At 48.1% G+C, this 25160-nt stretch carries 26 protein-coding genes and 1 pseudogene; 17 read left to right on the top strand and 10 right to left on the bottom strand.

From position 1 onward, the window contains the following. Window positions 1–9: 9 nt before the first annotated feature. Together H9Q13_RS01270 and H9Q13_RS01265 are read right to left on the bottom strand one after the other, a co-directional pair. Window positions 10–2250, bottom strand: coding sequence for a bifunctional SulP family inorganic anion transporter/carbonic anhydrase (locus H9Q13_RS01270; protein WP_224743996.1), 2241 nt, complete (start codon window positions 2248–2250; stop codon window positions 10–12). A 155-nt stretch (window positions 2251–2405) separates the two neighbouring features. After that, the gene (locus H9Q13_RS01265; RefSeq protein WP_191181944.1) at window positions 2406–3359 is read right to left on the bottom strand and encodes a calcium/sodium antiporter; all 954 of its coding nucleotides are present in this window, start codon (window positions 3357–3359) and stop codon (window positions 2406–2408) included. A gap of 302 nt (window positions 3360–3661) precedes the next feature. Here H9Q13_RS01265 and H9Q13_RS01260 point away from each other — a divergent pair, with 302 nt between their 5' ends. Beyond that, complete coding sequence (locus H9Q13_RS01260; protein ID WP_191181943.1) at window positions 3662–4246, top strand: protoglobin domain-containing protein; 585 nt, start codon at window positions 3662–3664, stop codon at window positions 4244–4246. A gap of 18 nt (window positions 4247–4264) precedes the next feature. Continuing rightward, a complete protein-coding gene (locus H9Q13_RS01255; protein WP_191181942.1) occupies window positions 4265–4987 on the top strand; it encodes a protein-L-isoaspartate(D-aspartate) O-methyltransferase in 723 nt (240 codons plus the stop codon). A 27-nt stretch (window positions 4988–5014) separates the two neighbouring features. On the opposite strand, the gene H9Q13_RS01250 is transcribed toward H9Q13_RS01255, so the two are convergent. Continuing rightward, complete coding sequence (locus H9Q13_RS01250; RefSeq protein WP_191181941.1) at window positions 5015–5566, bottom strand: serine acetyltransferase; 552 nt, start codon at window positions 5564–5566, stop codon at window positions 5015–5017. A 175-nt stretch (window positions 5567–5741) separates the two neighbouring features. On the opposite strand from H9Q13_RS01250, the gene H9Q13_RS01245 reads away from it, so the two are divergent. The 6 genes from H9Q13_RS01245 to H9Q13_RS01220 all read left to right on the top strand — a co-directional run bounded on the left by H9Q13_RS01245 (window position 5742) and on the right by H9Q13_RS01220 (window position 12121). Beyond that, on the top strand, window positions 5742–6839 hold the full coding sequence (locus H9Q13_RS01245) for an SDR family oxidoreductase (RefSeq protein ID WP_191181940.1): 1098 nt from the start codon (window positions 5742–5744) through the stop codon (window positions 6837–6839). A gap of 458 nt (window positions 6840–7297) precedes the next feature. Beyond that, window positions 7298–7771 carry a COG2426 family protein gene (locus H9Q13_RS01240; RefSeq protein WP_191181939.1) on the top strand — a complete coding sequence of 158 codons (474 nt, stop codon included), beginning with the start codon at window positions 7298–7300 and terminating at the stop codon, window positions 7769–7771. A 248-nt stretch (window positions 7772–8019) separates the two neighbouring features. Then, on the top strand, window positions 8020–9075 hold the full coding sequence (locus H9Q13_RS01235) for an MBL fold metallo-hydrolase (protein ID WP_224743995.1): 1056 nt from the start codon (window positions 8020–8022) through the stop codon (window positions 9073–9075). Window positions 9076–9199: 124 nt separating this feature from the next. Beyond that, window positions 9200–11014, top strand: coding sequence for an AMP-dependent synthetase/ligase (locus H9Q13_RS01230; protein WP_317173861.1), 1815 nt, complete (start codon window positions 9200–9202; stop codon window positions 11012–11014). Between the two features lie 21 nt (window positions 11015–11035). Then, window positions 11036–11515: a DinB family protein gene (locus tag H9Q13_RS01225; RefSeq protein WP_191181937.1), complete on the top strand. Its 480-nt coding sequence runs from the start codon at window positions 11036–11038 to the stop codon at window positions 11513–11515. Window positions 11516–11698: 183 nt separating this feature from the next. Further along, window positions 11699–12121, top strand: coding sequence for a hypothetical protein (locus tag H9Q13_RS01220; protein ID WP_191181936.1), 423 nt, complete (start codon window positions 11699–11701; stop codon window positions 12119–12121). 27 nt (window positions 12122–12148) lie between these two features. On the opposite strand, the gene H9Q13_RS01215 is transcribed toward H9Q13_RS01220, so the two are convergent. After that, a complete protein-coding gene (locus H9Q13_RS01215; RefSeq protein ID WP_191181935.1) occupies window positions 12149–12439 on the bottom strand; it encodes an isoamylase early set domain-containing protein in 291 nt (96 codons plus the stop codon). Window positions 12440–12648: 209 nt separating this feature from the next. Here H9Q13_RS01215 and H9Q13_RS01210 point away from each other — a divergent pair, with 209 nt between their 5' ends. Beyond that, window positions 12649–13005 (top strand): endonuclease domain-containing protein, encoded by a 357-nt coding sequence (locus H9Q13_RS01210; RefSeq protein ID WP_191181934.1) that lies wholly within the window; start codon window positions 12649–12651, stop codon window positions 13003–13005. 130 nt (window positions 13006–13135) lie between these two features. Here the strand turns inward: H9Q13_RS01210 and hrpB are convergent, their stop codons facing one another. The 5 genes and pseudogenes from hrpB to H9Q13_RS01185 all read right to left on the bottom strand — a co-directional run. After that, window positions 13136–15589 (bottom strand): ATP-dependent helicase HrpB, encoded by a 2454-nt coding sequence (gene hrpB, locus H9Q13_RS01205; protein ID WP_191181933.1) that lies wholly within the window; start codon window positions 15587–15589, stop codon window positions 13136–13138. Window positions 15590–15638: 49 nt separating this feature from the next. Next, window positions 15639–16664, bottom strand: coding sequence for a type II toxin-antitoxin system HipA family toxin (locus tag H9Q13_RS01200; protein WP_191181932.1), 1026 nt, complete (start codon window positions 16662–16664; stop codon window positions 15639–15641). A 6-nt stretch (window positions 16665–16670) separates the two neighbouring features. Next, entirely contained in the window at window positions 16671–16994 is a 324-nt protein-coding gene (locus H9Q13_RS01195) for a HipA N-terminal domain-containing protein (RefSeq protein ID WP_191181931.1), read from the bottom strand. Between the two features lie 3 nt (window positions 16995–16997). Continuing rightward, window positions 16998–17210, bottom strand: a complete 213-nt coding sequence (locus tag H9Q13_RS01190; protein WP_191181930.1) for a helix-turn-helix domain-containing protein — start codon at window positions 17208–17210, stop codon at window positions 16998–17000. 276 nt (window positions 17211–17486) lie between these two features. Beyond that, window positions 17487–17735, bottom strand: a pseudogene (locus H9Q13_RS01185) (ATP-dependent helicase HrpB); the annotation flags it as partial. A 201-nt stretch (window positions 17736–17936) separates the two neighbouring features. On the opposite strand from H9Q13_RS01185, the gene H9Q13_RS01180 reads away from it, so the two are divergent. The 7 genes from H9Q13_RS01180 (at window position 17937) to H9Q13_RS01155 (ending at window position 23357) form a co-directional block, all read left to right on the top strand. After that, the gene (locus H9Q13_RS01180; protein WP_191181928.1) at window positions 17937–19073 is read left to right on the top strand and encodes an ImmA/IrrE family metallo-endopeptidase; all 1137 of its coding nucleotides are present in this window, start codon (window positions 17937–17939) and stop codon (window positions 19071–19073) included. Next, window positions 19073–19567, top strand: a complete 495-nt coding sequence (locus H9Q13_RS01175; protein ID WP_191181927.1) for a DUF4411 family protein — start codon at window positions 19073–19075, stop codon at window positions 19565–19567. The genes H9Q13_RS01180 and H9Q13_RS01175 overlap by 1 nt, the downstream gene beginning before the upstream one ends. Window positions 19568–19683: 116 nt before the next feature. Next, on the top strand, window positions 19684–20526 hold the full coding sequence (locus H9Q13_RS01170; protein ID WP_191181926.1) for a hypothetical protein: 843 nt from the start codon (window positions 19684–19686) through the stop codon (window positions 20524–20526). Between the two features lie 167 nt (window positions 20527–20693). Further along, window positions 20694–20984 carry a transposase gene (locus tag H9Q13_RS17940; protein ID WP_224743994.1) on the top strand — a complete coding sequence of 97 codons (291 nt, stop codon included), beginning with the start codon at window positions 20694–20696 and terminating at the stop codon, window positions 20982–20984. A 50-nt stretch (window positions 20985–21034) separates the two neighbouring features. Beyond that, window positions 21035–21262, top strand: a complete 228-nt coding sequence (locus H9Q13_RS17935; RefSeq protein ID WP_224743993.1) for a hypothetical protein — start codon at window positions 21035–21037, stop codon at window positions 21260–21262. 508 nt (window positions 21263–21770) lie between these two features. Then, the gene (locus tag H9Q13_RS01160; RefSeq protein ID WP_191181925.1) at window positions 21771–22052 is read left to right on the top strand and encodes a hypothetical protein; all 282 of its coding nucleotides are present in this window, start codon (window positions 21771–21773) and stop codon (window positions 22050–22052) included. Between the two features lie 402 nt (window positions 22053–22454). After that, window positions 22455–23357 carry a mechanosensitive ion channel family protein gene (locus tag H9Q13_RS01155; protein WP_191181924.1) on the top strand — a complete coding sequence of 301 codons (903 nt, stop codon included), beginning with the start codon at window positions 22455–22457 and terminating at the stop codon, window positions 23355–23357. 223 nt (window positions 23358–23580) lie between these two features. On the opposite strand, the gene H9Q13_RS01150 is transcribed toward H9Q13_RS01155, so the two are convergent. Continuing rightward, window positions 23581–24198 carry an outer membrane beta-barrel protein gene (locus tag H9Q13_RS01150; protein WP_191181923.1) on the bottom strand — a complete coding sequence of 206 codons (618 nt, stop codon included), beginning with the start codon at window positions 24196–24198 and terminating at the stop codon, window positions 23581–23583. 326 nt (window positions 24199–24524) lie between these two features. On the opposite strand from H9Q13_RS01150, the gene H9Q13_RS01145 reads away from it, so the two are divergent. Further along, entirely contained in the window at window positions 24525–25157 is a 633-nt protein-coding gene (locus H9Q13_RS01145; RefSeq protein WP_191181922.1) for an EF-hand domain-containing protein, read from the top strand. Window positions 25158–25160 lie beyond the last annotated feature (3 nt).

Here is a 25160-nt window from a genome sequence, read left to right as displayed (position 1 = left end):
AACCTGAATTTATACCTTCACTAGTGCAGAGAATTCGATATTTCCTGTTTCACGATCGAAAAAAGCTGAACATAGTCCCAACTGACCTAGACTCACCTGCTCCCTGATATACTGGTTTTGATCCATTATTCTTCTCTTAGATTCTGCCAGATTCCATAAAGTGATCTCGTCAACTAATTTATTGAGGTTTTCTTTTACTAGCTGTTCCGGACTGATCGCTCTAGAAGCAAGTGCAGGACCCAGCAAAGGATACAGGTAAGATTCTTTACCAGCTAGATAACACTCCAAAGCCTCGCTGATAAAAGAGTTTCCGGAGTTCCCCATCAGAAGGATCAACCTGGCACCTTGCTTCCGACAGGCGATTTCGGTACTATAAATCAAAAAATCGCTCATCAGGTTACCTGCAGCACGCAGCGGTATCAAATCCCCGATGCCTGTGTTCAGAAGCATGTTCAAGGGTTCACGCATGTCTATAGAATTGACAACTGCGGCCAATGGGGCTTCTTTTATGAAATCCATCAGCTCTTTGTTTCTCAACCTCCTCGACACCAGGTTACCGTCCACATAGCGCTGGTTGCCATCCTTAAGGTAATCCAGGATATCCTGCGGTGTGGCTAGCACATTAGTTACCTCCGTATTCACATCCATTACCTCCTCCTGGTTTTTGGCTGCATAACTTTCGCGCAGGCCTGTCATAATCACCTCAATATCGTTTTCCCGAGCGAAGGTATCTTGGAAGTCGTGCAGTATCTCAATTACATCAGGCTCGATGTAGGTGGCAAACGTAGCGTCGATGATAATCTGGGAGTTTTTAGGCAGATTCCATAAGGTGGATTTTATGGCCGGTTTGTTCAGAAACGACACCTCATTTGACAGCTCCAGCCTATAGACCTTTCCTTTTGGGGTGCTCGTGCTTTCGATGTAAAACGGATTATAGAAATTACCTCTGAGCAAGAAAAAGATGCTGACAGCGGTACCTATCATGACACCGATGAGCACATCTGTAACCAAAATAGACAGGGTTGTCACAACAAATGGAAGAAACTGCGGCCATCCCTTTAAGTACATGCTCTTGAAAATGGTAACAGAGGCTAACTTATAGCCAACCACCAACAGAAGCACCGCCAGCGATGCCAAGGGAATCAGGTTAATCACTGAACTGAGAAACAGAACACTTACCAGCAGCAGGGTGCCGTGTATGATTGTGGAGAGCTTTGTTTCTGCCCCTGTCTCAATATTGACAGAGCTTCTCACAATTACTGAAGTGATCGGAATTCCCCCCACCAGGCCTGCCAGTGTATTGCCTATACCTTGCGCCACCAACTCCCGGTTAGGAGGGCTTCGTCGCTTATGCGGGTCCAGGTTGTCTGCTGCCTCAATAGCCAGCAGCGATGCAATCGAGGCGATCAATGCGATGGTAAAGGCATATGTCCATACCTGAATGTTGCCAATCGCTGTAAAGTCAGGGAAAGTAACAAATGACGCAAACCCTTCAATTTTCGGGATGTTCACCAGGTGGATACCATCCAGATATAAGGAAGGTATAACATACTTAAAGAACTGATTCAGGATAACGCCTAAGATCACCACCACCAGAAATGGCGGAACAAGCTTCAGCTTACGCATAAAAGTCTTATCCCAAAAAACCAGCACGCCCATTGATATTAGAGAAAGCGTGATCGCTCCGGGGGCCATGGACTTGAAGATAAAGGTCACTTTCTGCTGGGCTCCAGTAAAGAAGTTTTGAGAATAATCCATCATCCGACTTTTACCCAACTCTACTCCCATCGCATAGGGAATTTGCGAGATGATCAGGATAAGCCCTATCGCGGCCAGCAGTCCTTTGATGATACTGGTTGGCAGATAATCCGCTATCAATCCTGCTTTCATCAGGCCGAGTGCTAACTGTATCAAACCACCAAGCACCAGGGCCAGGAGAAAGATCTCAAATCTTTCCAGATTTTGAATAGCCACCAGTACAACAGCCGTCAAGCTGGCGGCCGGGCCGCTCACGCTGACATCGGACTGACTAATAGCACCAATTACAATTCCTCCGATGATTCCTGATATAAGCCCTGAAATGAGAGGTGCACCGCTGGCCAATGCAATGCCCAGACAGAGGGGAAGTGCCACCAGAAATACAACTATACCTGCGGGAATATCTTTACCTGGCTTGCTAAAAATAGACCGCTTCAAGTTCTCTACATTCGACTTACCGACAACACTGCTGATATTATCCTCTATATTCAAAATATGCGCTTTGAGGTTATTTGCTTCTTTAAAGGTAAAAGTTCCACTTTTATTCTTGCAAATATAGCTATATAACCATACAGCTTACGTAGCTTGCTTCTGGTGTCTAGGTATAAACTTGACAGCAAGGGTCCTATGTTCGAAAACACTTAAAACTACCCCTGTGTCACCAGGAACGCCACGTAAGCGAGGTATATCACCAGAAATACGATACCCTCGGCTCTGGATAGTTGCCTGCCTCTTCCTGTAAAAATGAAGATAAAAAGCAACATGCCCGCCGCTATGTTAATGGCAATGTCGATAAATGCGTTAGCGCTGATCTGAAGCGGGGTTACAATAGCAGACACACCCAGTATAAGGAAAATGTTGAAGATGTTTGACCCGACTACATTGCCAATGGCGATGTCTACCTTCTTCTTGCGGACTGCGACAATGGAGGTAGCCAACTCGGGCAGCGAAGTACCAATAGAAACAACCGTCAGGGCAATGAGCCTTTCGGACAAACCAAATGCCTGCGCCAAACTGACTGCACTGGTCACGATCAAACGGCCGCCTAAGACCAGCCCTACAAGGCCTAAAGTTATGAATAACCCGGCTTTCAGGTAGGTATAGGGCTTTGTTTCCTCTTCGTCTGCGGGGTTATTTTGGGCGATCTTCAGGTTATAGACCAGGAAAATGGTGAAGAACAGCAACAGGATCATGCCATCGGTTCTGGATATATAATCTGCCGCAGCATTGTCAAACAGCATGTCATTTGCTACCACCAATACCGCTATGGCAGCCAGCAGACTCAATGGAATTTCGAGCCAGGTGGTGTTAGTCTTGACAGAGAGAGGATAAATGATGGCTGACACGCCCAGAATCGCCAGCACATTGAAAATGTTACTGCCCAGTACATTGCCGAGCACCATCTCCGTGCTTCCTTCAAGTGCGGCAAACACGTTCACAACCAACTCAGGAGCTGATGTACCAAAGGCCACAATCGTTAACCCGATCACGATATTGGGTATACCCATTTTGGCAGCTAAGCTCGAAGCAGCGTCCACCAATTTGTCAGCCCCAAGAATGAGCAAAACAAACCCAGCAAGAAGAATTATAACATCTAACATTTTTGATTCAACATAAAACTGAACTTGATTTAACAGCCAAAACCTATCTCACCTGCCTTGCAACTGAATGTAAGCTGGTTTAGCAGCCATCGGTAAGGTATTGGCAGCAAAATTAGACGGTATTTAAGTATTTCTCTTTCGATTGGCAATTTAAATATGTTCAGAATGAGAGTTTAACTCATCATAAGGACGCCTTCACGCAATATACCTTTCGAACGCAAACAATTAATTTAAAAATGTCGTGAAACAAGGAGGCTGCAGCAGACAGCTTGCAGGCGTTATACCTTAATTCACCGACTGCCATGAAAGAACACATCAAAGGGTACGCATATGGGGAGGCCGGATTGGAACATTCTCCCGTTACCAAGCAGGACCTAGAACTGCTTAAGAAAACTCTGCTGTGGAGCGACGACGACAACCGCTTTCTCAAGATGGCGGGCGATGTGCTGCAGGACCAGACCGACGCTGTGCTGGACCTGTGGTACAACTACGTAGGTAGCAACGAGCATCTGGTCTATTATTTCGGGGAGAACGGCAAGCCGAACGAGCACTACCTCTCTGCCGTCAGGGTCAGGTTTAAGCAATGGATACTGGACCTATGCCACCGCCCCTACGATCAGGCCTGGCTGGACTACCAACATGAAATTGCCAAACGCCACCATTCCACCAAGAAAAACCAGACCGATCAGGTCCAGGCTGTACCGATCGTGCACTTCCGGTACATCGTGGCCTTCATTTACCCCATCACGGTCACCATCAAAGACTTCCTGAAAAAGAAAGGACACTCCCAGGAGGACGTGGAGGGAATGTACAATGCCTGGTTTAAAGCCGTCACACTAACAGCCCTGCTTTGGTGTCATCCATTTGTGCATCAGGGTGAGTTCTAAGATTAGCATCCAATGCCCATGTCACCATCTGTTAATACCCTTCTGCTTATCTCATTACTGGCTTTCCCCATTCTCAATCAGGGCAACCGCCCTGTTCAAAAAGATCCTTTCGAGGAAAAGCGGGAGCATATGGTCAGGCGCCAGATCGAAGCCCGGGGCGTGTCTGACCTGGCTGTATTGAAAGCGATGCGCACCGTCAGGAGGCATTTGTTTGTCCCCCCGGAAGTCGCTTCTAAAGCCTACGCCGACCACGCCTTGCCGATCGGCCTCGGACAGACGATCTCACAACCGTATATGGTCGCCTACATGACAGAGGTGATCAGGCCTACTGCTCAAATGAAGGTGTTGGAAATAGGAACGGGCTCTGGATACCAGGCAGCCGTGCTGGCAGAAATTGTGAGGGAAGTCTATACCATCGAAATCGTGCCTGAGCACGGAGTCGCCGCCGCCGCCCGATTGAAAAAGCTTGGCTATGAACAGGTGCAGGTGAAGATAGGAGACGGCTACCAGGGCTGGGAGGAACACGCTCCATACGATGCCATTGTGGTGACAGCCGGCGCTGAAACGATACCGCCTCCCCTGCTGGAGCAGCTTAAGGAAGGCGGCAGGATGGTGATACCGGTGGGCCCTGCCTACAGGACGCAAACCCTGAAATTGATTGAAAAGAAGAAAGGGAAGCTTATCACCAAGAACCTCATGCCGGTGATTTTTGTGCCTTTCACCAGGAGCGGCAAAAACTAGGTATAGCCGGCCCGGCCCTACTGACTTTTAAGCCTGGGTCAGCATTTCTGGCGCCATCGCCGGTGCCGGATCAACTGGCGCTAGCTGCTTGATGACACGTGCCGGGTTGCCTACGGCAATGCAGTTGTCAGGTATGTCTTTCACCACCACAGACCCGGCCCCAATGCGGACGTTGTTACCGATCCGGACCTCACCGATGATGCATACATTAGAGCCGAGTTCGACGTTGTTGCCGATCACCGGAGAACCGGTATAGCTGCCGTCCTCACGCCTGATGTTACCAATGGTGGTCGAGTGCCGGAAAAAGCAGTTCTCCCCAATCACGGCACAGCCATTTACCACGAGCGCCTGCCCGTGCCCCAGAAAGAATCCCTTGCCGACCGTGGTCCAATGCGGCAATTCAATGCCCATGAACCACTCAACCAGTATTTTATAGAAGGCCAGGTAAGGCAGCCAGATGATTCGGAAGAACTTATTGATGGATGCCGGTCGGCCCAGGCGGAAAAGCACCATGACGAGCCTGCCCTTGAGGTTTTGTTTGTTCGCATCCCAATCCTGGAACACATAAGATAAAAACATACGCAGAGACTTTATTCAGATTCAGCATACGCTATATAGCCTGCTCTCGTTGTGTCCGACTGCATGCTATACCTGATAATTTGGGTAATATTCGCGACAAGGCCCTATACTGCTTCACTTTATCGCCGTACGCTAGAAGAGTACTGTTCCAATTTTCAAAACAAACTTAAAGCTTATGGCGATCAAACTTAAACCATTGCACGATCAGGTGATCGTGATGACAGGCGCTTCCAGCGGTATTGGGCTGGCAACGGCTTTCGCAGCTGCTGCAAAAGGAGCCCGACTGGTACTCGCGGCCCGCAATGAAAAGGCACTGCAGGACATCGCACAGGAAATAAACGAGAACGGCGGCCAGGCTATACCTGTGCGGGCGGATGTGGGCAGGCAACAGGATGTGCAGCGAATAGCCGATGTGGCCCTCTCCCATTTCGGCGGCTTCGACACCTGGGTGAACGATGCCGGCGTGTCGGTCTACGGCCGACTGCTGGAGGTGAGCGACGATGACAACCGCCGCCTCTTCGACACCAACTTCTGGGGACTGGTATACGGTTCGCAAATGGCGGCCATGCACCTGCGCAACCGGGGCGGCGCGATCATCAACATTGGCAGTGTTCTCTCCGATGTGGCTATACCAATGCAGGGCATGTACAGTGCCAGCAAGCATGCCGTAAAGGGCTTTACCGATGCCTTACGCATTGAGTTGGAGGAAGAGAAGGCACCCGTATCGGTCACGCTGATCAAACCATCGTCCATTAACACGCCTTATCCCGAGCACGCCAAAAATTACACAGCACACAAACTCACACTCCCACCGCCTGTCTACGAGCCTGAAGAAGTGGCCCAGGCTATTCTGTATGCAGCCACGCACGAGAAACGTGACATCACGGTTGGCGGAGGCGGCAAATTCATGAGTATCACCAACCGCCTGGCACCGGGGCTGATGGACCTGTCTAGCGAAGAGCTGATGACCGATCAGCAGTTACGCGACGAACCAGCACGGCAACGGGAAGGTACCTTGTATCAACCGGGCGAGGGCGGCCGCATACATGGCCACATTAAAGATACCATGTCGACCAGTCTGTATACCCGGGCTGTAACTCACCCGGTCATCACTGGAGCCGTTGTGGCGGCAGCGGGGGCTGCAGCTATTGCGCTCATGGGCAAAGGCCGCAAAAAGCAAAACAAGCAGCCAAGCGATTCGCCTACAGCAGTTGAGGTCGTGGAAATTGTGGAGGAAGTCTATATTGTGCCGCCTCCACAGCAACCTTTATAAGCTGATGAATGAGCAGGTGCAGGAATCCATGGTTTCTGCACCTGCTTGTTTAGGAGGTATAGCTGGACGAATCACATCGCTTCAAAATAAAACTTGAATTAATTCAAAATAAAACACTAAACGCCTACCCTTTCATCAGACTTAAACATTTTCCTGAATCATAGTAAACGCCTTAAAACCAGCCCATAACTACACATTAACTGAACTATGGTGCGATTTCTATCAGTTCTATAATTATAATTTTAAAATCACTATATCAAAAAACTACCAAATCACGTTGAATCATTCCCTGACCTTACCTGTTACACCAATAATATTCAGGGAGTTACAGCTCAGGGGGGCAGCAGGAACATTTAAACTAATTTAACATGTTCCGCTACTAATTGATGTATAGCCACAGGTATTGATATTATATTTGCAGGCATTTTATGCCGTAATAGCCTACTTTTACAAAGTTTATGTTTGAAACGCTTCTTTATACCTTCCTTTTGAGCATTTCCCCGTTTGGGGAGGCGCGTGCAGGTATACCTTACGCTATCCTGAACAACGTCCATTTCATCGTGGCCTTTTTGATCGGTACAGTGGCCAATACCCTGGTGTTCCCGATATTCATGTGGCTGATCGATACCTTTAGCCGTAAGTTCTGGCCCTTCAAGGTATATAAGAAAGGGGTGGTTTTTCTGTCGAAGCGGGCCAAGAAACTGGCCGGTGACAACGTGCAGAAGCATGGTTTCTGGGGGTTAATGGTATTCGTGATGATCCCGTTGCCTGGCACCGGTGCCTACATGGGTACGATTGCGGCCAATATCTTCAAGATCGAGCGCAAGAAGGCTTTCCTGGCCATTAGCCTGGGGGTGATCATCTCATCAGTGTTCATGGCGCTTGCCACCTACCTGGGTCACATGGGTATAGCACAGCTGTCTTTAAATTAATCGATTTCCGGTCAACTTTCCGGAGTCCACATAACCAATCGGCCTGTTTGCAAAGGTATAGCCTGGCAGATAGGCCGCTTTTTTTATATCTAAACATCCTGCCTACAGCCTCTGTTATTCTTTAGCAATCATTACGATATAGTATATTGCAGGCACCCTATTTAAGCTCATCCATGCCTTTAAAAAGAATCTTTTTTTACACTTTCCTGGTCCTTTTCGTCCTGGTGTCAGTAGCTGGCTGCAGCTTTATGTCTCTTTCGCCCCAGTTTGGCAGTGAGGCCAAGGGCAACCGACTGGAAACTATCCGGCAATCGCCCAACTATGGTGATGGGGTGTTTCATAATCCCGTGGAGACCAACATGGATATAGGGTTTAAGGGCTATGTGAAAATGATCAACTCCAGATTATTCGGGAGGTCGGATGACCTGCGCCCGGACTGGTCTATACCTGTGCTGCCGGTCGATCCCCGTCAATTCGATACCGCCCAGGACTCCGCTACCGTACTGACCTGGTTCGGACATTCTGCCTTCCTGATCGAGCTAGACGGGAAGCGCATTCTGGTAGACCCCATGCTCGGAAAAGTGGCCTCTCCTGTCAGCTTTCTGGGCCCGACCAGGTTCAACGACAAGCTCCCGATCTCCATCGAGGACCTGCCCAAGATCGACGCCATCCTGATCTCCCACGACCATTATGACCACCTCGACTTCAGTTCCATCAAAAAACTGGCAGCCAAGACCGGGCACTTTTATGTGTCCCTTGGGGTGGGTGCCCACCTGGAGCGCTGGGGCGTGCCTGCCAGCAAAATCACCGAGCTGGACTGGTGGCAGGAAGCGCATTTGGAAGGTATAAAATTTGTCGCGACGCCAGCCCGGCACTTCTCCGGCCGTGGCTTTTCAGACAGAATGAAGACGCTCTGGGCTTCCTGGGTGATTCAAGGCAAGCACGAAAGCATCTTTTTCAGCGGCGACACCGGCTACTTTGATGGCTTCAAGGAAATCGGCCGGAAGTATGGTCCCTTCGACATTACCCTGATGGAGTGCGGACAGTACAACGAGCTCTGGCCCAACATCCACATGATGCCAGAGGAAACTGTGCAGGCGCATCTCGACCTGAATGGCAAACTGCTCATGCCGATCCATTGGGGTGCCTTCGCGCTGGCCATGCACAGCTGGACCGACCCGATAGAGCGGGCCAGCCAGAAAGCGAAGGAACTGGGTGTCCCCATGACTACCCCGCGCATAGGCGAACCGATCATCCTGCACCGGCAGATTCCGCAAAGCCAATGGTGGACCCAGCGGCCCTAGCCAAAACACAGAAGCCCGAATCGCAGTAACACCTGTATAAGCGGCTATTGGGCATGCCCACTTTGCACCGGCAAAGAGCGCCATGCACTTAGTCCCAAACAGTTGATGAAAGGGATAAGGTTTTGTGAAAAAAAGAGAAGACAACCATTCGGCATCCAAACCCAGGCGGTTATTTGACTGCATTGCCTGGCAAGGCCATCATTTTCCGCTGGAGGACATGCTGGCCACGAAGGAGAACGACCAATGGAAAAGGTATAGCACCTCGGAAGTACAACGCCTGGTTGACCGCATCAGCGGCGCCTTGCTGCAACTGGGCTTCTCCAGGGGCGACGGCACTGTGGAGGGTCGCGACAAGATTGCCATCCTGAGCCAGAACTGCCCGGAGTGGATGCTGGTCGACATGGCCATTCAGCAAATCGGTGCCATCTCCGTGCCCATCTACCCGACCATCAACCCCGACGAACTTCGATTTATTCTACAGGATGCCAGCGTGAGAATGGTGTTTGCAGGCAATGAATCGCTCTACCACAAAATTGACGGCATGCGCCGGGAGTTGCCCGCGCTGCAAGCCATCTATACTTTCAGACACACGGCTGATGCCCCACACTGGGCGGAATTATTGACCGATCTAAATCCCGAATTGGAGCAACAGCTAAACCGAAACCGGGAAACAGTGCAGGAGTACGATGTCGCCACGATCCTGTATACCTCCGGCACCACCGGCACTCCCAAAGGGGTTATGCTCTCGCACTTCAACATGCTCAGCAATGTGTTCAGCAGCGCCCTGGTCATACAGGAGATCGGCGTTTTCAAAAAGCGGGCGATCAGCTTCCTGCCCCTCAACCATGCCTTCGAGCGTATGGCCACCTACTGTTATTTCTACTCCGGTGTGTCTATTTACTATGCCGAGAGCATGGAAGGTATAGCCGGGAATTTGCGCGAAGTAAAGCCTACCCTGTTTACCACCGTGCCGCGCCTGCTCGAGAAAATCTACGAAGGCATCGTGGCCAAAGGATCACAGCTGAAAGGCAACAAAAAGCGTCTGTTTTTCTGGGCGCTGGAACTGGCAGAAAAGTTCGAGATCAACAAACCCATGCCGCTCAGCTACAAATTACAGCTGGCGGTGGCCGACCGGCTGGTTTTCAGTAAGTGGCGGCAGGCATTGGGCGGCAACGTAAAAGCAATTATCACCGGGGCCGCCGCCTGCCAGGTACGTCTGTTGCGCGTCTTCACCGCTGCCAAAATCATCATCATGGAAGGCTATGGATTGACTGAGGCATCCCCGATCATCAGCGGTAACCGTTATTCAGAACAGAACCGCATGTTCGGCACGGTGGGGCCGCTGCTGGAGGGCGTGGAAGTGAGAATTTCGGAAGACGGTGAGATTCTTTGCAAAGGCCCTAACGTGATGGTAGGCTACTACAAGCGACCTGACCTGACGGCTGAGGCCATCCGGGACGGCTGGCTGCACACCGGCGATATCGGCACACTGGTAGACGGCAAGTTCCTGAAGATAACCGACCGGAAAAAGGAGCTCTTTAAGACAAGCGGCGGCAAGTACGTGGCCCCGCAACCGATTGAAAACAAGATGGTGGAGAGCAACTGGATCGAGCAGATCATGGTCGTGGGCGAATCGCAGAAGTATGTGGGGGCGCTCATCGTGCCGGCTTTCAGCAAACTCCGGGCTTGGTATACCCAGCAGGGCAAAACCTACCCCGGCAACCAGGCTGTGGTAGAAGACAAGGACGCCTACTCCCTGATAAAGGAATCGGTTAACGAATTCAACCAGCTTTTTAACCCGGTGGAGCAGATCAAGAAGTTTGTGCTTATACCTGCCGAGTGGACCACCGAAGGCGGTGAACTGACCCCTACCCTGAAGCTGAAACGAAAGGTAATACTGGAGAAGTATGGTGCATTCGTGCAATCGCTTTATAACTAAACTTTCAAACAACTTAAGCCCATGGACAAAGACCAGGTACTGCGCGACCAGTTAGTCAAGCTTTTGCAGGGCGGACAAGCCTACCAGCCGCTGGAGGTATACCTGTCAGGTATAAGCGCCGAAGTGGCCGGCAAGACTGCTGCTGATCTACCCTATACCATCTGGCAACTGATCGACCACATGCGCTTTACGCTGCACGACATCCTGGACTTCAGCCGCAACCCCGGCTATGTGGAACCCAACTGGCCCGATGACTACTGGCCAAAGGAGAAGTCCCCGAAAAGCCAGCAGGCCCTGGACGAATGTATCAAAGACTTGAAGGAAGGTATGCAGGAAATGATCCGGCTGGTGCAAGACCAGAATCACAACCTGTATGAACCTTTTCCGCATGGCAGTGGCCAGAACCTGCTTCGAGAAGCCATGCTGGTTGCCGAGCATAATGCCTATCACCTGGGCCAGATCATGGTGTTGAGAAGGTTGCTGGGAGATTGGGAAGTTTAAGAGTTTAGGAGTTAGAAAGTTTGGAAGTTAGGAAGTTATACTTGCTGTGGACAGTTGTTTTCTGTCTTGTATAACTCTTATAACTCGCATAAAACAGTCTCGTTTCGGAGGCCTTTTTTAGAGTGTACCACCTCATCTGCTCTAACTGTACAACCCCCTTCCCTGCGCTGAAGTATTATAATTATGGAACACCCTGAAAAAACGCTGGAAGAAACCGGCACCGTCATGCCTGACCCCAAAACCCTGGTACCGAATACTCTAAAGAAAGACAATGTTTTGTTTATGGGCGCCGTCGAAGACGGCTATTTTATGCCCGTACCCGACATCAAGCACAGTCCGCCCCGCTGGGAACCGGGCAGCTACCGCATTGCCGCCGGCAAGTGGCCTTCGCCTAACCTAAGCGCCGACCTGGTGGACCTCACGCATTATAACGGACAATCGATCATGCTCATCGCTTCGAACTGGAACGAAGAAGTGATCAGTGAGGCGCGCATTTTTGGTGTGCTGGACAGGGTTAGTTGCGATGTGCTCCAGAAGTTTGCCTACGAACACATGCAGGAGACGGAAGAAGAAATTGCCTCTTACATCTCAGGTATAAGCAACTAGGAATGCTTCGGCTGTATAGGGCAATTTTTAAATGACCAATAGGCTGTTAGTGCCTCCGTATTCATTGGACGTCTCCCCGTCGGCGTCTGGGTCGTTGCGCCATTCCGAACCATTTACAAGGTATTTAAACTCGTGCTGGCTATTCTTGGGCAAGGTCTTCACACATTCAAAGATGTCGCCTTTCTTTTTGCCCATGGCCACCGGATTTGACCAATCGTCATTCAGCCCCACAAGCTCGATTTTTTCTGCATTTTCCATGCTGATGGTAAACTTCACCTTGCACTGGTCCTTGGTTTTCAGGTAGGTTTTCTGAATCATAATCCTCAGTTTTAAATACTTAGCATTCTATTAATGCTAAGTATTTCTTTTTCTCCAGAAGGCGGGATTTTGTTAACACTTCTTATTCATTTTGTCTGAGTCAGGGTGTGTTGCTGTACCAAGTCCAACCACCCCTAGCCCCTCCTTGTCTAAGGAGGGGAATTTTTGTTTCGGAGCCGTTGTCTATAAATAGCAAAATCTATTGAACAATGAAGCTGCACAACAGGCAATACCTAAAGGATTTTAGAAGGGGGTTACGCAACAATTCTACTAGTGCTGAAAGCGAACTTTGGAAATATTTGAAAGGTGCTCAACTTATGGGCCGCAAGTTCAGGAGGCAGCACAGTATCGGAAACTTTATCCTTGATTTTTACTGCCCTTCTGAAAGGTTAGCTGTAGAATTAGACGGACAAGTTCATAACCATGCAGCGGCAGAATTAGCAGACCAGGAACGCGAACAAGCGCTATATAGCCTAGGCATTAAAGTCATTCGTTTCGAGAACAAAGAGGTATTCCAACAATTAGAAGCCGTTTTGCATGAGATCAGCGATAACTTTAGTAAGTAAGAAAAACTCCCCTCCTTGGACAAGGAGGGGCTGGGGGTGGTTGGACCCGGCACTGCCTAACTAAACACCAAAAGCCAGACACTCACAGGCATAAAAGACGCTGTGAGGTCTGACTTTCTAACTTTCTAACTTAAAGGCCCCTCTCCCACTCCACTTCCGGAAACACCACTTCCAGTTGCCTTTTGATAACCCTATAATTCCCCTTCCAGAAGCTAGCCAGGTCTGATACAGTTGTGATAGGCTTTAGCTCTGGGGTTAATAAAGCCAGCTCTACGGTCATTTCGCCTTCGTCTACGGTTGGGCTTTGCTCCCAGCTTAGCACATCTTGCAGGCGAATTTCCAGCTTTGGCTGTGCGCCATCGGGTTTATACTCCAGTTCTATACTTGAGCCATCAGGCAAGGTCAGAAAAGCCGGGGCCAGTACGTCCAGCCTGGTGCGTTGCTCTTCATTCAGGTATTTGGCTTCCAGAATCGGTTGGAGGTCCAGCTTCATCAGGTCGTCGGGGTGCTCTATGTCGTAGAGGTGTGGGGTTAGCCAATCGGCATTGGTCATGAGCAGCGTGGAGGTGCTAACATCGGGCCAGAACTCGGAAGGGCGCCACTTACGCAGACTCAGCACGCGGTTTTGCCATTGGCTTAGGTCGTGGTTGAAGTCCAGGAGGTGCTCGCCTTCGTGCTTGATGGCTTCGATCATAGCCGGCACGCGGTGCTTCTCGTCGGGGGCTGGTAGCGGTTTGCTTTGCAGCACAATGCTTCCAATCCGAGTGTCCATGGAGGCGGTAAGCTCTCCGTCGTTCACATCCCAATGGTAGCTTACCTGCTGTTTTACGAGCGGGGCCAGGTCTTTGGGGTTAAGCGGTGATGCCATAAAAATACGGCCCGGATTATCCTCTCCTCCGGCATGCAGGTGCGCGATGGCCAGCCAGGGCTCGTAAGCCAAATCATCGCGGTGGCCTGCAGAGGCATACTTGCCGTTTGCCAACTGGAACTGCGCGTTGTTTCCGGGGCGTGCATAGGCAATGCGCTCGGGGTAGCAATGCGTTAGCAGCACACCAGTTTCATACTCATCAAAAGTACTGTTATCGGCCTCTATGCTAAACATGCTGCGGTACGAGCGGGCTACCTTCTCTATCTTCCCGAAACGCTTGCCCTGCCCCTGCTCTTTTCTATACCTGCGAAGGGCTTCTATTCTTAGATTAATGTCGATGCCGGCGTTGCGGTCCAGGGGGTCGCGCTCTTCCAGGATAGCGGCAATATCGGAGGCCAGGGCCACCTGATCGGTTTCCTCGGCTTTGAGCAACATGTGGGCAATACGCGGGTGACATGGTAGGGCGTGCATTTTTTTTCCATGCTCGGTAATACGGCCATGCTCCAGTGCCTGCAGTTGGTGCAGCATTTCGGTGGCAGACTGCAGGGCCGCTCTCGGAGGAGGATTCAGCCAGGTAAGGCCACGGATATCCATAATGCCCCATTGCGCCATATCCAGCACCAACGACGACAGGTCTGCTTCCAGAATTTCGGGGGTGCGGTGGGGGGCCATGCGCTCGTGCGTGGTTTTGCTCCACATGCGGTAAGCCGTACCTGGGCCTAAACGCCCTGCACGACCTGCACGCTGGTCGGCTGCGTCTTTGGAGATGCGCACGGTTTCGAGCCGAGACAAACCGGACTTCGGATCGAAGCGGGAGGTTTTGCCAAAGCCTGTATCCACTACCACCGTAATGCCTTCTATGGTTAAGCTGGTCTCGGCAATGCTGGTGGCCAGCACCACTTTGCGTTTGCCTTCGCGGTTGGGCATAATGGCTGCGTACTGCTTATTAAAAGGCAGCATACCAAACAGCGGATGTATCTTAAAATCGCGCAGTTGCCTGCGGAGCAGTTCTTCTACTTTCCGGATGTCGTTTTCGCCGGGAAGGAACACGAGGATATCCCCTTCCCGCTCCTTTGCTGCCTGCTGCACAATACGGGCCGTCATTTCGGGCAGCATTCTGTCGTCGGCATCGCCGGTGTAAATGGTCTCGACGGGGTATTGCCTGCCCATACTTTGCGCCACCGGTGCCTGCAGCAGTTTGGTAAGCTGGGGCATATCCAACGTGGCCGACATCACCATAATGCGCAGGTCCGGGCGAAGTGCGTGCTGCGCCTCCCGGCTCAGGGCCATGGCTACATCTGCATGGATGCTGCGCTCATGAAACTCATCAAAAATCACAATGCCCACGCCCGTAAGTGCCCTGTCGCTGTGGATCATGCGGGTAAGGATGCCTTCGGTTACAACCTCGATGCGGGTTTGCTCCGAAATGCGCGTCTCGAAACGGATGCGGTACCCCACGGTCTGGCCTACCTCCTCGCCCAGCAGTTGCGCCAGGCGCTCGGCAATGGTTTTGGCTGCCAGGCGCCGTGGCTCCAGCATGATGATCTTCTGGCCCGAAAGCCAGGCCTCGTCCATGATAGCCAGCGGCAGCAAGGTGCTTTTACCAGCTCCGGGAGGGGCGTTCACGATCAGCGTGTTCTGTGCCGAAAGGTGCTCCCTAACGGCAGGTATGATTTCCCTAACGGGAAGGTCTATGTTAAATGGGTTGAAGGGCAAAATTCAGTTGAGAATTAAGAATTAATAATTAGGAATTAAGGGTTTGGCCTTATGGTATCAATGCCCTATAGGAATAGTTAAGTGCCCTGAGGTTCGCCTGATACTGCTCGAGGTATAGGGCTTTTGTTTCGTTATCCAGAAAACAACGCGACACCAGATCACTGATGGCTTCCTTTTCTTCCCGATATGAATTTAAAAGCTTGCTGACTCTTGATTCCCTGATGCCGATTCGCATCCCGAACTCATAAAAGTCGTCGTAGGCATAGTAACCGTTCGCTGCAAAGCTAGCGGTTTCATACTCGTCTTGAAACAAGCCTCCCTTCAGAGCCAGGTACGAATCATCTACGTGAATCCGGGTGTTGATGAGATCATAGGCAGGGCTCAGCATAAAGTCGCCATTTGGTGTTTCGATGATGCTGAAGTTTTTCAGGTGTGCATCTCCGTTCGAGAACAGATAATTGAACACGACCAGCGAAAACAGCTTTTCCAATTCTACGACAGCCGCCGCTATGTAACGTTTGACCAAGGCGGCCAGGGCTTCGTAGGTATAATCGTACTTAAAATCCGGGCCGGCTGTTTCGGAGGTTCTGCCGGCCAGCGAGGCGAAATCTTCTACGGCATACTTACTTCCGCCCGGCTTCACATCGAAGCGTTTGGTCAGGTAAGCAGGCTCTCCGTTCTTGAAAAAAATGAGTGCATTCTCCGCTGTCTGTATACCGTATACCTGCCGCGCGATCTGCATGGTCAGGTGCTCGTTGGCAGGCACTTGATTCACTTTTCTGAGGTCGCGGGGAATGGGTTTTAAAATATAAGTGCCCTGCTCGCCTGGCTGCGTCAGCCGCAGTTTATTTTTGTCCAGCACCAGCGATAGTTTCTCCTGCACACCCGAAATGGAGATACGCTTTCGGTTCTCTATAAACTTCTGCGCGTCTTCTTCGCTCGTCTGCGGCGCGTTGTAAGGTAGCACATGACTTACCTTTTTGCCGTCGAAAACGCGTACCAGACAGGTGCGGCTGTAGGTATGGAAACCCGCTGCCAAAGTACCCGGACATGTATTTATTTCAGGAAAGGCCATAGGGGTTTAAGAAAGTGGTTTTACGGTAACCGCCCCGATGGTATCGGCCCCGGCGGTGGCTAACAGCAGTCCGAAATAGTCCTTCTCATCGATCTTCAGCTGGCGGGCCTGCAGTTGCCGGTTGACACCCTCCGACAGCATGTTGAAGAAGAAAGGAAACAAGTGATCGGACAGGTATACCTGCTCCGTTTTAGGCAGCGTCAGGCTGATGGCAGGCAAGGCACTGTTCTGAAACCACTCATCGGTATACCTGAACTCATATCGCCTGTCTGGGTACTGGGTGAGTAATCCGGCTAAGGTCCCATTTCTATAAACTCCCGCTTGCCGCATCGCTTAAAAGTTTGGTTTCTTTACCTCCAACTTCAGCTCCATACCGAGCACTTCTGCCAGCTTATGCAAGACCTTGAGCGTCGGATTGGCTTTGCCCGTTTCAATCCGATACAGCGTATTGACGTTGATATCGGCTAATTCTGCCAGATCGGGCTGTGTAATGTGCAGCATGTCGCGCCGGCGTTTGATCTGTTCCCCAAGTTCCTGAGCTAACATTATAATGTGATTTAGTGTGTATAGCTTTACAAAAATAGTAGATTTTAATTAATTATCACATTATAATGTGATTTCAATAAAATTAAAGCAATACATCTGATGAAATATACTTAATATCACACTATAATGTGGAACAAATATTAGTTTACTACATCTTGCAGGTATGCCACGCTATAGATCGAATTGCATCGTGCAGTTTTAGCAAGTGGTTTGCAAAGGTATAGCAGCATGAGAAAGTATAGCTTGGGTATAGGTATAGCGCCGGAAATCTGCCTATACCTCCTCGCCCAGCAGTTGCGCCAGGCGTTCGGCAATGGTTTTAGCTGCCAGGCGCCGTGGCTCCAACATGACAATCTTCTGGCCCGAAAGCCAGGCCTCGTCCAGCAAAGCCAGCGGCAGCAAGGTGCTTTTACCGGCTCCGGGAGGGGCATTTACGATCAGCGTATTCTGGGCCGCAATGTATTCCCTAACAGCAGCTATGATTTCCCTAACGGGAAGGTCTATTGTAAATGGGTTGAAGGGCAAGGGGATATCCTACTTGATGTATATGAAATTTTAGCTATAATGAGTTACATTATAAAATATTACTTATACAAAGGTAGGTGAAAAGTATAATGTAAAGGGTATAGATCAGGTTAAACGTAAGAAATGAAATCATTAATGCTTCGAAAAACCTTTTTATATAATATATGTAACTAATAAAATTATATTAGATTTGAGGGCTAAATGAAAACCGAAATTAACATAAATACGGATATTCTTGTCTGGGCTATAACTCGGGCGGGATATCAGTTGCATGAATTTGCCCCAAAATTTCCTAGAATTTTAGATTGGCTTGATAATAAAAAAACACCAACGGTTAAGCAGCTTCAAGATTTTTCTAATAAGGTTCATATACCTTTTGGTTATTTATTCTTAAAGGAACCGCCTAAGGAAGATATTCCGTTTCCTTTTTTTCGTACTGGAAATACTGAGACCACTAAAGTTAGTCTCAATGTATATGAGACAATATTAATTGTTCAGAGACGACAAGATTGGTTGAAAGAATATTTGCAAGAACATGACTTCAAAGCCTTACCATTTGTTGGAAAGTTTGAAGAGGTCAATGATTATTTAAAAATTGTAGAAGACATAAGATCTACACTGGGCTTAGAGAACGATTGGGCAAGTAATTTTAAAAGGTATGAAGATACCTTAGAATTCATTACTCAAGCCATTGAAGAAATTGGCATTATTGTAAATTTCAATAGCATTGTTGAGAATAATACAAGCAGGCCAATCAAAGTTGAAGAATGTAGGGGCTTTGTTTTAGTTGATGACATAGCTCCTTTTATGTTTATAAATTCTGCCGATGGCAAAGCTGCTCAGCTTTTTACCATCATTCATGAATTGGCACATATATGGACAGGTAAAAGTGCCGGTTTCGACTTCCGACAGCTTTTACCAGCAAATGATCCCATAGAGCAATTATGTGACAAAGTTGCCGCTGAATTTTTAGTACCAGCCGAATCTTTTAATGCTATTTGGCAAGTAAAACCAGATATAATATATATAGCAAAACATTTCAAAGTAAGTCCTATAGTAGTTGCAAGAAGAGCTTTAGATTTAAGCAAGATTACAAAACCTGCTTTCTTTCAATTTTACAACTCTTATGTTAGTGAGGTGAAGTTTAGAAAAGAAAACCAAAAAGGAGGTGGTGACTTTTATGCAACACAAAAGAAAAGATTAAGTCTGAGTTTTGCTGCTCACGTAGATCGAGCAGTAAAAGAACAATCTCTTTTATATAGAGATGCATATAAAATAACTGGACTTAGAGGCGAAACTTATCAAAATTTCATTAACCAAAAGCTTTATTCTAACTGATGAGTGTTTTTGTAGTAGATAGCAATTTCTTTATTCAAGCTCATCGGGCTGCATATCCCTTTGATATATTCACAAGCTTTTGGGAAAAAATTAGACAACTAGCTGTAGAAGGTAAGATTATCAGTATAGATAAAGTTAAAAGCGAGCTTTTTCAAAATGAAGATGCTTTAAAACAATGGTGTGAGCAAAATTTACCTGATAGCTTCTTTGAAAATACTGAAACTATTATTACATCATATTCAGATATAGTCAATTGGGCAGCCTCTAAGAGTACCCATTACTTACAAAAAGCACTAGATGAATTTTTAGATGCTGACGAAGCAGATGCTTGGCTAGTTTCATATGCACTTGCAAAAAATGTGACTATTATAACTCATGAACTGAGCCAACCAAATAGGAAGAATAAAATTAAAATACCTGATGTATGTGAACCATTTGGAATACGCTACACCAATACAATTGAAATGCTTAGACATTTAGGTGCACAACTATAAATTACAATTTAACCACAATCACACTTACACTTTTAGCCCAGACTTCCTAACTTATCAAAGTATTTGACTTATTATAAACAAAGTTAAAATGCAATTCAGTTATCCTCAGAATATTAATGAATAAATCAGAACATCAGCAAGAAATTGCTGAAAAGATGAAAAGTACAGCTTCAATCGGATTACTAATTACAACTTTAATTCTTTTTTGTACTTTTTGGGTTTGGCTATGGTATAAAGATGCTCCTATAGATAAATTGGGTGATTATATGGGTAATGCTGGCCCGATTGGCGACGCAGTTGGAGGATTAACAGCTCCTATAATAAATCTTACAGCAGCAGTACTAGTATATTTATCATTTCAAGAACAACTAAGGGCCAACAACATTCAAATTAGGAACTTCAGAAAAGACCACCAACAAGCGCAACTAGCCTTTATTAGCCCTCAGATTTCTGAGATATTATCCGAAATCAATTCTTTATTGGATACTATTAGTTTCACCGCTAGCTTAAAAGAGAAATTTGATGACAAAGCTATTGGGAAAACCTTTGATAAGGAAATTGAAAACTACTCTGATAAAAAAGAATTCGCAATAAGTATTGCTGCAAAAGTCCTGACTCCACTTGCTAAAAAATCATACTACCATAGAGGTAAGCTTTACGTGAGGTACTACAGTTATGATGAAAAAAAGCTGTATAAGATTTATCTTAATACTACTTATGTACTAAGTCTGCTTGAAGTTCTAGTAGAGTTAACAAAAGTAAACTCTGATGCAGATTTCAACTTACATAAAATTAGAGTTAAAATCTTTTATGAATCTAAATTACAAAATCAGTTATTCCACTTTCAAAGAGCACTAACAAGTACTGAAAATCCTCTTTTTAAACCTTTTGCTGAGGACTTCAAAGTAAAGTTCGATAAAATAGAAATGTATCTAAATCCTAATAAAGCAACCGTTTAGCCTCCCCCCGCTGGCGCGAGCTTGTAGCTCGTGCCTTTTCTTTTCCACGCAGCTATACCTTCAGCTAAAGTAACAGTACGAGCTGCAAGCTCGCACTAGCAATTTTTACTTGCACTAGCGTACAAATACCTACATCTGCAAACTGCTATTTAAAGTATAAACCTTACATGAGCAGGAAATATAAATTCCATAACAAGGAAGGGCTATACTTTGTGAGTTTTGCCGTGGTGTACTGGATAGACGTATTCACGCATGAAGAGTACTTTGCCATACTTACAGACAGCCTGGACTATTGCCGCAAAAACAAAGGGATGGAGATATATGCCTGGTGTATTATGCCCAGCCACGTGCAACTCATCTTCCGGGCCAGCGATAAAAACCCGAGCGCGCTGCTGAAGGAGCTGAAGACTTATACTTCAAAGCAAAACATCCCCCTACCCCCTTCAAAGGGGGACTGAGTATTGCCGAACACAATCAGGAGAGCCGGAAGGAATGGATGCTATGGCTGATGGAACGGGCTGGCCTGAAGAACAGCAACGTAAAGCACCGGCAGTTTTGGCAGCAGCACAACAAGCCTATCGTGCTTTGGAGCGCTGCCGTGATAAATCAGAAAATCGACTACGTCCATAACAACCCTGTAGAAGCTGGCTTTGTATCGGAGCCGGAGCATTGGAAGTATAGCAGCGCGATAGATTTTAGTGGCGGAAAGGGTTTGCTGGAAATTGCTATTGCTTAATAGTGGAGATACGAGCTACAAGCTCGCACCAGCATGTGCTTGCACTAGCATGCGTTTACTTGAGTTTGATATTACCTGAAAGAGAAGATACGAGCTACAAGCTCACACCAGCATGCTTAAATTCAGCCACAGCAAAAGACTGCTTACCCTCGCTGGCCCTTCGCTGGCGCGAGCTTGTAGCTCGTGCCTTTATCTTTTCCACGCAGCTATACCGTCAGCACAGGTAACAGCTTGAACCACAAGCTCGCATTAGCAAGTACTAGGTATAGCTAACGACATTGGAAGCAGACCCTGAATTACGATAAATCCAATCTTATAAATCCTTATTTGGTTTTCCACAGCTACACTAATCCTTAGTAATTCATACCTGTATTTTCATCACTTCTTAGTCATATCCCATATAGATTATAAGGATTTTAAAGGTTGCTATTTGCGTGTAAGTATCAGTAAATGAAATCGTTTATATTGATGCAATCGTAGGTAACTATAGAGACATAAATAACATATTATGAAAGAACTTACACATAAATCTATTTCATCTTTTTGTTTCATATTGCTGTTCCCGCTGTTGTTGGGCTGCTCCACCTTCGGAGGTAGTCAGGTATCTGACGACCCTGCTATAGTGACGCAGCAACAGGAGGTAGATCAACTGAAAAAAGAGGTACGCGAGGCAGAGCGGTTATCGGAAGAAGCCAGGCAACGTGAAAAAGCCGCTAAAGACAGGCTTAATGCCGCTGAGCATGAACTAAAAGCGCTAGAGGAAAGAGCTAAAAGAAGAAGCGAATACTAGCAATTTTACTCCTTCGCTGGCGCGAGCTTGTAGCTCGTGCCTTTTCATTTTCTACGCAGCTGTATTATCAGCTAAAGTAACAGTACGAGCTACAAGCTAGCACTAGCATATTTACTCTCCGCTGGCGCGAGCTTGCAGCTCGCGCCTATACCTTTCCACGCAGTTATCCCTTCAGAAAAAGCAACAGTAGGAGCTACAAGCCCGCACCAGCGAACATACCGGATGGTCTGTACATAGGCCAGAAGTACTTTATCAGGCCATTCCAAAGCCTTAAGCCAGGTGCTTACTGCAACTGTAACTTTGGCCTGCCGTTTAGAAAGAGCAGTTACACTGACATAAGCGTGTTAAATAAAAGCTGCGCTGGTTGGTAGTAACTGCTGTCTCAAACCAAACACCTTGTATATGCAAGACGCCTACCGCAATTCTTCCGCTGATCTGATCTCGGTGATTAACTACTACTGGGAAAAATTTCTGTTTCTGCTTCCCAACATTCTGCTCACCATCCTCATCTTTGTGGTGGCGGTGTGGCTGGCGGGTAAGATCAAAAATTGGCTGGAAGGTCGGCTGACCACCAAATCCCATGACAAGATCACGGGCCGGTATATCGCGATGGTCACCCGGTGGATTGTCATATTCATTGGGCTACTGCTGGGCTTGCAGGCGCTTGGCCTAAGCGGTGTGGCGGGTGGCTTGCTGGCGAGCGCAGGCTTATCTGCGTTTGTGATTGGTTTTGCATTCAAGGATATTGCCGAGAACTTCCTGGCCGGCCTGATACTTGCCTTCGACCGTCCCTTCGAGATAACGGACACCATCGAGGTAGAAGACACCATCGGGAAAGTACAGAACCTGCACCTGCGCTCCACCCACCTCCTCACCTTTGATAGCCGGGATGTGTACATCCCGAATGCCAAAATACTGAGCTCCAAAGTAACTAACCTGACCCAAAACGGCCGTATCCGGATGGACTTTGTGGTGGGTATAGATTACAATGATGATGCACAGGCAGCCATTGACCTGATTGAGAGAACAGCCTTGGGTGTACCTGGCGTCTTGCAGGAGGACCCTCCCTATGCCGCAGTAGACTTACTCGACGTGAGCACCTTAAACATCAAAGTGTTTTTCTGGGCCGAAACCAAGGATTATAAGAAAAACGTCGTGCTGCTGAAAGGCCGAATCATGCAGGCCGTTTCAAAAGCCCTGCTGGAAAATGGCTTCGGGCTCCCGGCCAACATTCAGGAACTCAAGCTGTACGATTACCAGAAAGACCTCCCCATCCGGATGGTAGAGAAGTCGGCGCAGGAGTAAACCTCACTGGCGCACCGCTAGCCTCGCTGGCGCGAGCTTACAGCTCGTGCCTATACCTGTCCACGCAGCTATACCTTCAGAAAAAGTAACAGTACGAGCTGCAAGCTCGCACTAGCACATCAACTCGCACTAGCATAGTTACCGCACCAGCATAGTTAAGCACTCCTCCGCTGGCGCGAGCTTACAGCTCGTGCCTTTTTCCCACGCAGCTATACCTTACCTTTTACAACATAAAGCCCACGCCAGAGGTAAAGTTCAGGATACGGGTACTCTGGTCTCCTGCCACATAGATTTGCTGTTTGCCTGCATAATAATCGGAGGAGAGCATCAGGCTCCAGCGGTTTGCAAATTTCCTACGATAACCTATCCCGATCGAAGTGCCGAGTGTTCTGTTTTCGGAGGTATACACAAGTGTTTCGGAAGTTCTTTTTTCGGAGGTATAAAATGACCCCAAACGTAACCTGACATCCAAAGCATCTACATCCGTCAGATTCAAGGTATACATCGGGCCAATCATCAGCACACCGTAGTTTACCTCAACGTGTGCCGACGATGTGGAACTGCTTCCATGGTGATGTCCTGCGTCCTCCACATCAAGGGCATGCGCTCCGCCCACCCATGTGCCCGTTATGCCAAATCCTTTGCCTATGGTGTAGCCAACATTCAGCAGGTTCAAATGCAGCCCCGTGCCGGTTTTAACCTCCTTGCTGCCCAGTAAGAAACTTGGCCCCAGCCCTACCCCGATATACCCCTTGCGAGGGCTGTCCTGGGCTTTTAACGAAACTTGAATAACGGCCAGCAGCAGCAGCGTAAGGGCGATAGCACGACAAAGTGTTTGCATGATCTTAACTCGGAAAAGTATAGCACAAGTATATATAATTTAAACTATTCTAATGTGATCCTGAACATTTATTTTTCACCGATAACCGGTTTCTCTTTTCCGTAAGCCGTTCCCTCCAGCCTGTGGCACAACCTCAATCAATGCAAACCTGACCTTCTGCCGATACTGGTACAGCCCGAGCGGTAAATACGCTGTTCCGATGGATTTATCACTAGCCCCAAACAAGCTGCAACCAACTGACTAATAAGCAGATAATATTAGCCCATCTGTACCGGGCACTCGTAAATCATAGGAACAACTTGTGTTACATAAAACCAATTACAACCATGAAAAACCACTTCAACAATCTAAAGCGATACTTCAGGGCAGGATTGACCCTATTCGTATTAGGGGGCTTGGCGGCCTGCGGCGGCAATGATAAAAAAGATATGGCAGAGGACACCGCCGCTGTGCGAACCGAAAAAACAGGGAGATTTGCAGGTACAGCCAGCGCGATAGACGGCACCCGAATGTATACTGATTTTGCTGCCACCGACTATTTTACAGGTTGGGACGCCAACAATGACAATATGCTAAACAAAGAGGAGTTTGCTACATCCTTTTTTAGCACTTGGGACACAAATGGGGATAACACCCTGGACAAAAGCGAGTGGAGCACGGCCGCAAACGACTTCGGCTTTAAAGACAACCCCAACTGGGACTGGGCGGCATGGGACAATAACAAAGACAACAAACTCAGCATGAACGAGTTTAATACCCAACTTGCCAAGGCCCAGTTATTCGAAAACTGGGATAAGAATAACAACAACTTGCTGGACCAAAGAGAATATGCCGACGGGCTGCATACCATGTGGAACGAGGCAGACGCCGATGGCACCCTGAACGAAGAGGAATACAAGGGCAAATTCAACAAATACTACGATAGTAGCCAAAAGAGAATGATGCCCGAAAGAGGCTAGTTC

It is taken from the genome of Pontibacter aquaedesilientis, assembly GCF_014773225.1.
In the GTDB taxonomy this organism is placed as follows: domain Bacteria; phylum Bacteroidota; class Bacteroidia; order Cytophagales; family Hymenobacteraceae; genus Pontibacter; species Pontibacter aquaedesilientis.
Note: the sequence above shows the minus strand (reverse complement) of the source record. Positions and strands in the feature narration are given on the sequence as shown.